This window comes from Nitrospirota bacterium (assembly GCA_037386965.1).
Classification (GTDB): Bacteria; Nitrospirota; Thermodesulfovibrionia; order Thermodesulfovibrionales; family JdFR-86; genus JARRLN01.
On record JARRLN010000003.1, the window covers coordinates 18,856 to 30,962 of the forward strand.

Consider the following 12,107-nt stretch of genomic DNA (forward strand, 5'->3'; position numbering starts at 1 on the left):
TGCTCGCCGGCTTCCGGCTTGACACGGACCGGGCGGAATGCAATAGTAAAGTCCCATGCGGAAAGTCGCTCTCGTCACCGGCGCCTCCCGGGGCCTTGGCGCCCACGTGGCGCGCGCCCTGGCCGGGGCGGGCTATCGGGTGGCGGTCAATTATCGCCGGGACGAGGAGGCGGCCCGCCGGGTGGCGGCGGAGCTCCCGGAGGGCCTGAGTATCCGGGGCGACGTGGGCAGCGCCGCCGAGGTCTCCGGGATGGCCGGCCTTCTCGAGGAGCGCTGGGGGAGGCTCGATGTCCTCGTCAACAACGCCGGCATCGTGCGGGACGCGCTCCTTCTGGCCCTCGGGGAGGAGGACTGGGACCAGGTCATGAGGACCAACCTTGCCGGATGCTTTCACACCACGAAGCTGCTCTCCCCCCTCATGGCCCTGAGCGGCGGAGGGCATGTCGTGAACGTCTCCTCCCGCGCGGCCTTCCGGGGAGGTGCGGGGCAGGCGGCCTACAGCGTTTCCAAGGCGGCCCTGCTCGGGCTTACGGCATCTGCGGCCAGGGAGCTTGCCGGGGACAATATCAGGGTGAACGCGGTGCTTCCGGGCTACATGGCCACCGACATGGGGCGCTCCCGGCCCGGGGCGGTGAAGCGCGCACGGAGGGAAAGCCTTCTGGGGCGGCTTGCCGACCCCGGCGAGGCGGCCTCCTTCGTCGCCTGGCTCGCGGGCACCGAGGGCATAACAGGCCAGGTCTTCTCCCTGGACTCGAGGCCGTAGGGAATGGCGCGGGGGCTGTTCGTCACGGGCACGGATACCGGCGTGGGCAAGACCGTCGTAGCCTCCGCCCTGGTCGGGGCCTTCAGGGAGAGGGGCCTGGACGTCGTGGGAATGAAGCCCGTGGAGACGGGGTGCCTGAGGAGGGGCCCGGAGCTTGAGCCTGCCGACGGCGCCATGCTCCGGGAGGCCTCCGGCGGGGAGGAGCCCCTCTCGGCCATCTGTCCGCTGAGGTTCGCCCATCCCCTGGCCCCCCTGGTGGCGGCGGAGCTTGAGGGCCGCACCATAGAGCAGGGCAGCCTGATGCGGGCCGTCAGGGAGCTTGCCGCCCGCCACGACGCCCTCGTGGTGGAAGGCGTGGGCGGGCTTCTGGTCCCCGTGGCGCCGGGCTTCTCGGTGGCCGACATGGCCCGGGAGGCGGGCTTTCCTCTCCTGGTGGTAGCCTCTGCCTTCCTTGGAACCCTCAACCACACCCTGCTTACCGTGGAGCACGCCCTCGGGGCCGGCCTGAGCGTGGCGGGCGTCGTCCTTTGCCTGCACCGCGCGCCCGGGGGCACGCTGGCCGAGGAGACAAACCCCGCCGCCCTGAGGAGGCTTCTTCCGGTGCCTCTCCTGGGGGTTTTCCCCTTCCTTGCCGACCTCTCCGCCCGGAGCCTGGCGCAAGGGGCGCGGGAGGCCCTCGACCTGGGTGCCGTGGAAAAACACCTCCGCGCCGTCTGACCCGGCGCGCTCCGCCCCTGGCCCCCGGGGGCTTTGACTAAATTCCGTGAGTTCTCTATAGTGTTCTCATGGTACAGAGTATGACGGGGTTTGGAGCGGCCGAACACGGGGGGTTTCGCGTCGAGATTCGCTCCCTGAACCACCGGTTCATGGAGTGCTTCACGAAGCTGCCCCCGCATCTCGCCCGGCACGAGATGGCCGTCAGGGAGCGGCTGAAGAAGCGGTTCAGCCGGGGGAAGTTCGACGTCTATGTCTCCTTTGCCGGAGAGGGCCCCCTCGTCTTCCACGTAAACAAACCCATGGTGGAGAGGCTTCTGGCCGCCCTCCGCGAGCTCAGGGACGAGTTTCTGGTGGAGGGCGAGATAACGATGGACACGCTCCTTCAGTGGAAGGAGTTCTTCCTCACGGAAGAGGCGGTCTATGACGAAAAGGTCCTTTTCGAGGCGGTGCAGGAGGCCGCGGGCGAACTGGAAGAGATGCGCCTGAGGGAGGGCAAGGCCCTCGCGGCGGAGGCCCTGGGGCGCCTGGACGCCCTGGAGGGGCTGAACGAGGCGGTCAAGGCCCTCGCGCCGGAGGTCCGCCAGAAGGAGAGGGAGAGGGCATCGGCCTCTCTCCGGGAGCTTCTGAACTCCACGGCCCGGGTGGACGAGGCCCGTCTGCTCCAGGAGGCCTCCGCCCTGGCCGAGAAGGGAGATTTCGCCGAAGAGGTGGCGCGCCTTTCGAGCCACATCGCCCAGATGCGGACAATCCTCCGGGAGGGTGGTACAATAGGCCGGAGGCTGGATTTTCTCCTTCAGGAGATGCACCGCGAAGCCAACACCGTCGCCTCCAAGGCAGGAGACGCCCGGGTCTTGAGGCTGGTTGTCGATATGAAGGCGGAGATAGAGCGCACCCGCGAACAGGTGCAGAACATCCAGTAGGGAGAAGGTGCATGAAGAAGGGCGACGTGGGCAGAGTGCTTGTCAACATCGGCTTTGGCAACGTGGTGGCTGCTTCGCGCGTGGTGGCCGTGGTGGCCCCCTCCGGCGCGCCCATGAAGAGACTGAGGGACGACGCCCGGGAGCGGGGGAAGCTGGTTGACGCCACGGAGGGGCGCCGCACGCGCTCCATCATCGTCACCGACAGCAGCCACGTCATTCTGAGCTCTCTTCAGCCGGAGACGATTACGCAGCGCTTCGTGGAGGGCAGGTCCCCGGACGGTGAGTGAGGCCCCGCAGCCGAGGAAGACGGCCGGAGGCCACCTCTTCGTGGTCTCGGCCCCTTCGGGGGCGGGAAAGACCACCCTTTGCCGGGAGCTCCTTGCCCGCCGGCCGGACCTCCGCTTTGCCGTCTCCTACGCCACCCGGAAGCCCCGCGCGGGGGAGGTGGACGGCGTGGACTACGTCTTTGTGGACGAGGAGGAGTTTCAGCGCATGGTGGAGGCCGGGGACTTCGCCGAGTGGGCCCGCGTGCACGGCAACCTCTACGGCACGCCCAGGAGGGCGCTGGAGGAGATGCTCCGGGCCGGCTACGACGTCATCCACGACATCGATGTGCAGGGGGCCCGCCAGATGCGGGACTTTTACGGCGAGGCCGTCTACGTCTTCGTCCTGCCCCCCTCCATGGAGGCCTTGGCCGAGCGGCTCTCGGGCCGGGGGACCGACCCGGAGTCCGTCGTCCGGGAGCGCCTCCGGCGGGCGCTCGAGGAGGTGAGGGAGTACGCCCTTTATGATTATGTTATAGTAAATGACGTCCTCGAGAAGGCCGTCGGGGAGCTGGAGTCCGTCATACTGGCCCGGCGCCTCAGGGTCGAGGACCTCGACCCCGCGTGGGTGGAAGAGAATTTTTTCAGGCAGGAGGAGTAAGGGATACATGGACATCGTCTCTCTCCCTATCGAGATCGACAAGGAGAAAATCGACAGCCGGTTCCGCCTGGTGGCCATCGCGGCGCAGCGGGCCAAGGAGCTTGCCTTCGGGGCGCGCCCCCGGGTGGATACCCGCTACACCAAGTTCACCACCACGGCCCTGGAGGAGACCATCGAAGGGAAGCTGGAGTTCCTGGTGGGCGAGGAGGCCCGGGCGGCCAACGAGAAGGCGCGGAAGTTCGACTACAAGCGCTTCCTCGAAGAGAAGAGGAAGGAGGTCATGCCCGAGGACCTCTCGGAGCTGGAGCGCGACCTGAAGGTCTATCTCACGGAACGGGAAGAGGCCGACAGGCAGGGGCTCGAGGACCTGTTCGCCGAGAGAAAACAGGAAGAAGATGAGGAGACGTCTGAGGGATAGAAAAATCCTTCACGGCATCACGGGCAGCGTTGCGGCTTATAAGGCCATAGACCTGATAAGACGGCTCAAGGACGAGGGGGCATCGGTCGCCGTGGTAATGACCGATGCCTCTCGTCGTTTCATAACCCCGCTTCTGGTGGAGGCGGCCTCGGGCTGCCCGCCCGGGACCGACATGTTCGGGGAGCCCATGGCCCACATCTCCCTTCCCCGCCAGGCGGACCTCCTGCTGGTGGCCCCGGCCTCGGCCCACACCCTGGCCAAACTGGCCTCGGGCTGGGCGGGGGACCTGCTGAGCGCGTCCTATCTGTCCTTTACCGGGAAGGTCGTCGTGGCTCCGGCCATGAACTGGCGGATGTACGAAAACCCCGCCGTCCGCCGCAACCTGGCCGTCCTGGCCGAGCGGGGCGTGCTGGAGGTCCCTCCGGAGGAGGGCGCCTTGGCCTGCGCGGAGGAGGGCAAGGGCAGGATGGCCGGCATCCCGGCCATCCTGGAGGCCGTAAAGACGGCGCTTTCGAAAAAGGACCTGGCCGGAAAGCGCGTCGTGGTCACCGCCGGGCCCACCCGCGAGCACATAGACCCCGTGCGCTTCATCAGCAACCGGTCCTCGGGCAAGATGGGATACGCCGTGGCCGCCGCGGCCCGGCGAAGGGGGGCGGACGTCACGCTCGTCAGCGGCCCTTCCGTCCTTGCGCCGCCTCCCGCGGTGGCCCTTGTCCGCGTGGAGAGCGCGAGCCAGATGCGAGAGGCCGTGCTGGAGGAGACCGTGGATGCTGACGTCCTGGTGATGGCGGCGGCCGTGGCCGATTTTGTCCCCACGGTCACCTCCGGGACAAAGCTCCCCAAGGAGACGCTGCGCCGCATCGAGCTGGCCCCTGCTCCAGACATTTTGGCGGAAGTGGGGGCCATGGGGCGCAGGCCCTTCGTCGTGGGGTTTGCCGCCGAGACCGGTCCGGGCCTCGGGCGGGCCAGCGAGAAGCTCCAGAAGAAGAACGTCGACATGGTCGTCTTCAACGACGTCAGCCAGCCCGGCTCGGGCTTTGACTCCGACACCAACAAAGTGACAATCGTCCAGGGCGGCGCCCGGCGCGAATACCCCCTGATGAGCAAGGAGGAAGTTGCCGAGGCAATCCTGGACGGGGTTTGTGGGGCAAGGGGTTGACTTTTCTCGCCGCATTGTAAAAAATCAGTCGCATGGACAACATCGAGAAGCTGAAGGAAAAAGTAGACAAGGACCCGTCCTCCGCGCTCTTTGTCCCCCTGGCCGAGGAGTACCGCAAGGCCGGAGACCTGGAGGGCGCCATAGAGACGCTGAGGGCCGGCATAGAGAGGCAGCCCGGGTACATGAGCGCCAGGGTGGCCCTGGCCAAGATATATCTGCAGCAGAACATGCTGAAAGAGGCCCGGGAAGAGCTGGAGCACGTGGTTGCGGCGGTTCCGGACAACATCTTCGCGTGCAAGAAGCTCCTGGATATCTACCGGGAGCTGGGCGACCTTCCCCGGGCGGTCGAGCAGGCTCGGAAAGTCCTCGAGCTGAACCCCGGGGACGAGGAGACATGCCAGTTTCTGGAGGGGGTGAAGGCCGAGGAGCTCGGGGAAGGGACCCCGCCCGGGGAAGAGGCCGTCTTCGAGTCCCTGGGCGAGGAGGAAGAGGAGTACCTGGGCGCCGAGGAGCCCCTGGGCATGGGTGCTCCTGCCGGAGAGGCCGAGGAAGAGGCCGAGTTAGGCGACGAGGAATTCATTCTTTCCCTGAGCGAGAAGGGCGAAGAAGAGGAGGGAGAGGGCCTTCGGGAAAGAGAGGCTTTCGAACTGGAATTTCCCGAGCCGGAGGAGGGGGCCGGGCCCCCGGAAGAGGAAGCTCCTGGCATGGGGGAGGAGATGGCGCCCCCGGAAGAGGAAGTCCCGGGCATGGAGGAGGAGATGAGTCCTCCGGAAGTCCAGGTTCAGGAGACGGTCTCTCTTGAGGAGCTGGAAAAAGAGTTTCAGGACATGAAGGGGCCGGCGGTGGAGGAGGAGCCCCCGCCCCATGAGGCCCCGGCGGGGCCGCCTTCCGAGGCGGACGTGCTTCTGGGGCGGGCCGACGAAGCCGTCCGCACCGAGGACTACGGCAAGGCCATGGACCTCTACGGCGAGCTCCTTTCTGGTGAGCCCGACAACCCACGGGCGCGGGAGAGGCTCCAGGAGCTGAAGTGGCTCCTCAAGATGACCGGCAAGGAGGACGAGGTCCTCGAGGAGAGGCTCTCTGGCTTTCTCGACGGGATAAAGAAGAGGCGGGATGAGTTTCTCGGAAATACTTAGAGAATCCGTTGAGCGGGTGGACGGGGCCGTCTCGGCCATGATTATCGGCATCGACGGCATGACGGTGGAGGAGTACACACAGCACAAGATCATCAACCTCGAGGACCTTTCTGCCGAGGCCTCCCAGATGATGCGCGACATCGCCTCCGCCGCTGAGAGCCTGGGCCTGGGAGAAGCCAAGGAGTTTTCCGTCGTCTCCGACCTTTGCGGCATTATCATGCGGAAGATAAACCGGGAGTACTACCTGGCCCTGGTGGTCTTGCCCCACGGCAACTACGGGAAGGGCCGCTTCGTCCTGCGGGGCCTGGTCCCGCGGATAGAAAGCGAGTTTTAGGCCTCTCCGGGCTTGCGCTCCGATTCTTTTTCCTTCAAAATCTATGCATGAGACCGCTCTCCGTCCTTTTCCGCGCGGCCTGCGCCTGTGCAGCGTTTCTCGTCCTTTCCTCCTGCGCCATAAGCCCGGTGACGGGCAAGCCGGAGCTCATGCTGGTCTCCCAGCAGCAAGAGATACAGCTGGGCAAGGAGGCCGCACCCAGCCTCACCTGGGGCTACGGGGGCCGGTACCGGGACGAGGAGCTTCAGCGCTACCTGGAGCCCATCGTCAGGCGCATATGGGAGAACTCGGAGCGTCCCGACCTGCCCTTCCGTTTTGCCACCCTGAACACCTCCGTCCCCAACGCCTTCGCCCTGCCGGGCTATGTGGCCATAACCCGCGGGCTCCTGGCGGAGTTTGACAACGAGGCCCAGTTCGTCGCCGTCATGGGCCACGAGGTGGGGCACGTGGCGGCCCGCCACACCGCCAAGGCCCTCACGCGGCGCACGCTTCAGCAACTGGGCCTGGTCCTGGGCGGAGCGGTGCTTGCCGACTCCGGGACCAGGGACGTGGTGCTGGGCGTGGGGGCCCTGGGCAGCAGCCTCCTGCTTCTGAAGTTCAGCCGCGACCAGGAGCTTCAGGCGGACCGCCTGGGCGTGCGCTACATGGCGGAGTTGGGCTATGACCCCCGTCAGGCGGTGCAGGCCCATGAGCGGCTCATGGTTGCCGTGGACGACTACCTGCACCGCATCGGCGAGAAGAGACGGGAGGGCACCATTATCGAGGCGCTTTTTTCCACCCACCCCCGGGAATCGGTCCGCAAGGAAGAAATCCGGGACATGATAGGCGACCTTCCCCCCTACCAGGTCACGGCTCCCCAGGGAGGCACCGGCCGGGAGCGTTTCATCGAGAAAACGCGCTCCTTGCGCGAGGTCCACCAGGCCTACGCCCCCTACGACCGTGCGGTGAAGTACTACGGCGAGGGGAAGCTCCGGGAGGCCGAAGCGGAGCTCAAGAAAGCCCTGGCAACAATGGAGGGGCAGGCTCCCTTCCATAACCTTTACGGCATGCTCATGCTCAAGCGCGACAGCCCGGAGAAGGCGCGGGGATACTTCGAGCGGGCGCTCGCCCTGTACCCCGACTATCAGCCGTCGGTCTACGGGCTGGGCCTGGTTGCCATGAGCCAGGGGCGCTACCGGGACGCCCTGGTGCATTTCGACAAGAGCCTCAAGCTTTTCCCCGCGCATGCAGGCACGGTGCTGGGCATGGGGAAGAGCCACTTCAAGCTCGGCCAGTACCGGGAGGCCCTCCCCTACCTGGAGAGCTTCGCCTCGGCCTATCCCCGCCATCCGGAGGTCCACGGGATGCTGGGCCTCTGCTACGAGAGCACCGGACGTCTCCGCGAGGCCGTGCAGTCCTACCAGAGGCAGCTCGAAGTGGCGCCGGAGAACGACATGGGCGCACTGGCCCGGGAAAGGCTCGCCGCCCTGGGCATGACCCCTTCCTGACCCTGCCCGGCGGGGGATGCCGCGGCGTGAGGCCTCCGCCCCTAAGTGCTCGCCGTGCTTGCTTTTCCCGGACTTTCCGCATAAAATGAGGCCAAAGGAGGTGCCGTATGGCCCAAGCCACGCTGAAGATAGAGGGCATGAGTTGCCAGCATTGCGTCATGCGGGTCAAGCAGGCCCTGGAGGGCCTGGACGGCGTTTCTTCATCGAAGGTGGAAATCGGCACCGCGGAGGTCGCCTTCGACGAGAAGAAGATATCGCGCGCCGACCTGGAGATGGCCGTCGAGAAGGCCGGCTACAAGGTCAGCAAGTCCTGAGTCCGTATTCTCCTCGAACGCAGGAAGGGGGAGGGTGAGAGTCCTCGTCATCCATGGTCCGAACCTGAACATGCTCGGGGCGAGGGAGCCCGAAGTCTACGGCTCCCGGACGCTGGAGGAAATAGACGAGCAGATACGGGCCCTTGCAGCCGACCTGGACCTGGAGGTCTCCATCTTCCAGAGCAACGACGAAGGCGCCATGGTCAGCCGCATCCAGAAGCAGGACTATGCGTTCCTCGTTATCAACCCCGCGGCTTACACCCACACGAGCGTAGCCCTTCGTGACGCCATCGCCGCCGCCGGGAAGCCCGCCATCGAGGTGCATCTGTCCAACATCCACCGGCGGGAGGAGTTCCGCCGGGTCTCCTACATAGCCGGGGTCGCCCTGGGGCAGATAAGTGGCTTCGGGGTGGAGAGCTATCTTCTGGCCCTCAGGGCAGCCAGGACGTACCTTCAGCCCGGAGAATGAAGGGGCGCCTTTCAGCCATGCGGCGCCTCCCCGGGAAGGTGGACGCCTTCCTGGTCACACGGATGCCCAACGTCCGCTATCTGAGCGGGTTTACGGGCTCCTCGGGCTTCCTCCTCGTCACGCCGGGGGAAAGGCTGTTCGTCACGGACTCCCGGTACGCTCTTCAGGCCCGGGAGCAGGTGGACCCGGCCTTCACCGTCCTTGTCGAGAAGCGGGCCCCCGAGCAGGCGGTGCGCGCGCTGGCCAGGCGGCGCGGGGTTCGCTCCCTGGGGGTGGAGTCCTCGATAAGCTACGAGTTTTACCGTTCGCTCGAGAAGAGCGGAATTGCACTCCGGGCATGCAAGGGCGTGGTGGAGAAGCTCCGCATGCGCAAGGACGAAGAGGAGATGAGACACATCCGCGAGGCCGTGCGCCGGGCGGAGGCGGCCTTCGAGGAGCTTCTGCCCCACGTAAGGCCCGGCGCGGTGGAGAGGGCCCTGGCCCTGAGGCTTGAGGACCATCTGAGGCTTCATGGCTCGCGGCGGGTGCCCTTCGACGCCATCGTGGCCTCCGGGCCGAACTCCGCCAAGCCCCACTGGGCGCCCGGCTCCCGGAAACTCGCTCCCGGCGACCTCGTGGTCATCGATTGGGGCGGGGAGGCCGACGGATATTGCTCCGACATGACGCGCACCGTGCTGCTGAGGGGGAAGGACACCGCCCCGAAAGAGGAGCTCTACCGCCTGGTCCTCGACGCCAACCGCCGGGGAATCGCGGCGGTCAAGGCCGAAGAGAGGGCCTCGCGGATTGACAAGGAGGCGAGGGATGTTATAAAAAATGCGGGTTACGCGGAGTTCTTCGGGCATGCGCTGGGCCACGGCGTGGGCCTCGAGGTCCATGAGCTCCCACGTATCTCCGGGCGCTCCCGCAGGAGGGTGCGGGAGGGGATGGTCTTCACCGTGGAGCCGGGCGTCTATGTTCCCGGGCTGGGGGGTGTTAGAATAGAAGACATGGTCCTGGTGGGGAGGGACGGCCGCGAGGTGCTCACCTCGCTTCCGGTGGAGCTGCGGATACTTTAGGAGGCACGGCGCGGAGGTGGTGGTTTGATTTCGACGGCCGAGTTCAGAAAAGGTGCAAAGATCCTCTACAAGGGCGAGCCCTTCGAGGTCGTGGACTTTCAGCATTCCAAGATGGGCCGGGGCGGCGCTTTGGTGAAGACCCGCATGAAGAACCTCATCACGGGGGCGGTTCTGGAGGACACCTTCCGCTCGGGAGAGAAGTTCGAGACCCCGGAGCTCGAAGAGCGGCAGATGCAGTACCTGTACGCGGAGGACGGGCTCCATTATTTCATGGACACGGAAACCTACGAGCAGGTGCCCCTGACGGAGGAGCAGTTCGGGGAGGCCCGGAAGTTCACGAAGGAAAACACCACCGTCGCCATCCTGTACTTCAAGGGCCGGCCCATCTCCATCGAGCCGCCGACCTTTGTGGAGCTCGTGGTCACCGAGACCGAGCCCGGATTCAAGGGCGATACGGCCTCCGGGGGCTCCAAGCCCGCCACGCTGGAGACGGGGGCTTCGGTGAAGGTGCCGTTTCACATAGAGGTGGGAGACGCCATCAGGGTGGACACACGCACGGGGGAGTACATCGAAAGGGTTAAATAATGGATCTGGACGAGATAAAGCGCCTGATGGACCTCCTGAAGGACACGGACATCACCGACCTTCAGCTGGAGAGGGAGGGCATGAGGATCCGGCTCCGGCGGGAGAAGATGTTTGCCTCCATAGAGATGCCGCAGGCGGGCGTCCCCGCTCAGGCGGCCGAAGCGGCCCGGAAAGAGGAAAGGCCTCCCGAGGAGTCCGAGCGGCTGGTGACGGTGAGCGCGCCGCTGGTGGGCACGTTCTACAGGGCGCCTTCCCCCGAGGCCTCGCCGTTCGTCGAGGTGGGCGACAAGGTGCGCAAGGGGCAGGTCGTTTGCATCATCGAGGCCATGAAACTCATGAACGAGATCGAGAGCGAAGTGGACGGCGTCATCGTCAGCCGGCTGGTGGAGAACGCCCAGGCCGTGGAGTACGGCGAGCCTCTCTTTCTCATCGAGCCGGCCTAACCCCCGGGCATGTTCAAGAAGATACTGATAGCCAACCGCGGCGAGATTGCGGTTCGAGTCATCCGGGCATGCCGGGAACTGGGCATACCCACCGTGGCCGTCTATTCCAGCGGCGACAAGGAATCCATGCACGTGCGGCTCGCCGACGAGGCCGTCTGCATCGGGCCGCCGGACCCCCTGCAGAGCTACCTGAACATTCCCGCCCTCCTGACCACGGCCGAGCTGACGGACGCCTCCGCCATCCATCCGGGCTACGGCTTTCTCTCGGAAAACGCCCACTTTGCCGAGACGTGCGCCTCGGCGGGCATTGTCTTCATCGGGCCCACCTCGCGCAACATCCGCATGGGCGGGGACAAGTCCAAGGCCCGGGAGGTCCTGAAGAAAAACGGGGTCCCCGTGGTCCCGGGCAGCGAAGGGGTCCTGGCCGGCGAAGAGGCGGCCCTCAAGCTGGCCAAGAAGATTGGCTTTCCGGTCATCCTCAAGGCCGCCCATGGAGGCGGAGGACGGGGGATGAAGATTGTCCCGGGCCCGGAGGACCTTTCCAATGCCTTCCACCTCGCCCAGCGCGAGGCGGTGAGCGCCTTCGGGACCAAGGACCTTTACATGGAGAAATACATCACCGAGCTCCGCCACATCGAGGTGCAGATTGCGGCCGACGGCGAAGGGGACGTGATACACCTGGGCGAGCGGGACTGCTCCATCCAGCGCAGGCACCAGAAGCTGGTGGAGGAGGCCCCGTCGCCTTTCGTCTCTCCGCGCATGAGGAGGAAGATGGGCGACCTCGCGGTCAAGGCAGCCAAGGCCTTCAACTACCGGAACGTGGGCACCGTGGAGTTCGCCGTGGGGCCGGAGGGTGAGACATACTTCATGGAGATAAACACCCGCGTTCAGGTGGAGCATCCCGTGACGGAGGCCGTCACGGGCGTGGACCTCGTCAAGGAACAGATACGTCTGGCCGCCGGGGAGCCCCTGAGCGTGAAGCAGTCGCAGGTCAGGCTCTCCGGCCATGCCATAGAGTGCCGCATCAACGCCGAGGACCCGGAGAGGTTCGTCCCCTCTCCCGGGAAGATCACCTTCCTCTACCTCCCCGGAGGCCCGGGCGTTCGCGTGGATACGGCGGCCTATGCGGGATGGTCCGTCCCTCCGCACTACGATTCCCTCATCGCCAAGCTCATCGTCCATGGCCGCGACCGCACGGAGGCCATCGCGCGCATGAAGCGCGCCCTTGGGGAATTCCAGGTGGAAGGCATCAAGACTACCATCCCCTTTCACCGCCTGGTACTTGACAACGAACACTTCATAAGTGGTAACTTTAATACGAGGTTTGTGGAACGCATGAGCACTGAACCCGCACACCGGCATTGATGTCCATGGCCTCACGAC

At 65.7% G+C, this 12,107-nt stretch carries 16 protein-coding genes; all 16 read left to right on the plus strand.

The window, feature by feature from the left end; genetic code table 11:
- Positions 1-55: 55 nt before the first annotated feature.
- The 16 genes from P8Y39_01040 to accC all read left to right on the plus strand — a co-directional run bounded on the left by P8Y39_01040 (position 56) and on the right by accC (position 12,089).
- Positions 56-763 carry an SDR family oxidoreductase gene (locus tag P8Y39_01040; GenBank protein MEJ2190919.1) on the plus strand — a complete coding sequence of 236 codons (708 nt, stop codon included), beginning with the start codon at positions 56-58 and terminating at the stop codon, positions 761-763.
- A gap of 3 nt (positions 764-766) precedes the next feature.
- Positions 767-1,480 carry a dethiobiotin synthase gene (gene bioD / locus P8Y39_01045; GenBank protein ID MEJ2190920.1) on the plus strand — a complete coding sequence of 238 codons (714 nt, stop codon included), beginning with the start codon at positions 767-769 and terminating at the stop codon, positions 1,478-1,480.
- A gap of 80 nt (positions 1,481-1,560) precedes the next feature.
- Positions 1,561-2,400 carry a YicC family protein gene (locus tag P8Y39_01050; GenBank protein ID MEJ2190921.1) on the plus strand — a complete coding sequence of 280 codons (840 nt, stop codon included), beginning with the start codon at positions 1,561-1,563 and terminating at the stop codon, positions 2,398-2,400.
- Positions 2,401-2,411: 11 nt separating this feature from the next.
- Entirely contained in the window at positions 2,412-2,687 is a 276-nt protein-coding gene (locus tag P8Y39_01055; protein ID MEJ2190922.1) for a DUF370 domain-containing protein, read from the plus strand.
- Positions 2,680-3,324 carry a guanylate kinase gene (gene gmk, locus P8Y39_01060; protein ID MEJ2190923.1) on the plus strand — a complete coding sequence of 215 codons (645 nt, stop codon included), beginning with the start codon at positions 2,680-2,682 and terminating at the stop codon, positions 3,322-3,324. Before P8Y39_01055 ends, gmk begins: the two co-directional genes overlap by 8 nt.
- A gap of 7 nt (positions 3,325-3,331) precedes the next feature.
- Positions 3,332-3,742 (plus strand): DNA-directed RNA polymerase subunit omega, encoded by a 411-nt coding sequence (gene rpoZ / locus P8Y39_01065; protein MEJ2190924.1) that lies wholly within the window; start codon positions 3,332-3,334, stop codon positions 3,740-3,742.
- Entirely contained in the window at positions 3,720-4,901 is a 1,182-nt protein-coding gene (gene coaBC, locus P8Y39_01070; protein MEJ2190925.1) for a bifunctional phosphopantothenoylcysteine decarboxylase/phosphopantothenate--cysteine ligase CoaBC, read from the plus strand. Before rpoZ ends, coaBC begins: the two co-directional genes overlap by 23 nt.
- A 32-nt stretch (positions 4,902-4,933) precedes the next feature.
- Positions 4,934-6,037: a tetratricopeptide repeat protein gene (locus P8Y39_01075; protein ID MEJ2190926.1), complete on the plus strand. Its 1,104-nt coding sequence runs from the start codon at positions 4,934-4,936 to the stop codon at positions 6,035-6,037.
- Positions 6,015-6,371: a hypothetical protein gene (locus tag P8Y39_01080; GenBank protein MEJ2190927.1), complete on the plus strand. Its 357-nt coding sequence runs from the start codon at positions 6,015-6,017 to the stop codon at positions 6,369-6,371. The genes P8Y39_01075 and P8Y39_01080 overlap by 23 nt, the downstream gene beginning before the upstream one ends.
- Positions 6,372-6,418: 47 nt before the next feature.
- Positions 6,419-7,858 carry a M48 family metalloprotease gene (locus P8Y39_01085; protein ID MEJ2190928.1) on the plus strand — a complete coding sequence of 480 codons (1,440 nt, stop codon included), beginning with the start codon at positions 6,419-6,421 and terminating at the stop codon, positions 7,856-7,858.
- Between the two features lie 107 nt (positions 7,859-7,965).
- The gene (locus tag P8Y39_01090; protein ID MEJ2190929.1) at positions 7,966-8,172 is read left to right on the plus strand and encodes a cation transporter; all 207 of its coding nucleotides are present in this window, start codon (positions 7,966-7,968) and stop codon (positions 8,170-8,172) included.
- 34 nt (positions 8,173-8,206) lie between these two features.
- A complete protein-coding gene (aroQ, locus tag P8Y39_01095) occupies positions 8,207-8,641 on the plus strand; it encodes a type II 3-dehydroquinate dehydratase (protein MEJ2190930.1) in 435 nt (144 codons plus the stop codon).
- Between the two features lie 17 nt (positions 8,642-8,658).
- The gene (locus tag P8Y39_01100; GenBank protein ID MEJ2190931.1) at positions 8,659-9,696 is read left to right on the plus strand and encodes an aminopeptidase P family protein; all 1,038 of its coding nucleotides are present in this window, start codon (positions 8,659-8,661) and stop codon (positions 9,694-9,696) included.
- Between the two features lie 24 nt (positions 9,697-9,720).
- Positions 9,721-10,281: an elongation factor P gene (gene efp / locus P8Y39_01105; protein ID MEJ2190932.1), complete on the plus strand. Its 561-nt coding sequence runs from the start codon at positions 9,721-9,723 to the stop codon at positions 10,279-10,281.
- Positions 10,281-10,724, plus strand: coding sequence for an acetyl-CoA carboxylase biotin carboxyl carrier protein (gene accB, locus P8Y39_01110; protein ID MEJ2190933.1), 444 nt, complete (start codon positions 10,281-10,283; stop codon positions 10,722-10,724). The genes efp and accB overlap by 1 nt, the downstream gene beginning before the upstream one ends.
- 9 nt (positions 10,725-10,733) lie before the next feature.
- The gene (gene accC / locus P8Y39_01115; GenBank protein MEJ2190934.1) at positions 10,734-12,089 is read left to right on the plus strand and encodes an acetyl-CoA carboxylase biotin carboxylase subunit; all 1,356 of its coding nucleotides are present in this window, start codon (positions 10,734-10,736) and stop codon (positions 12,087-12,089) included.
- Positions 12,090-12,107: the final 18 nt, after the last annotated feature.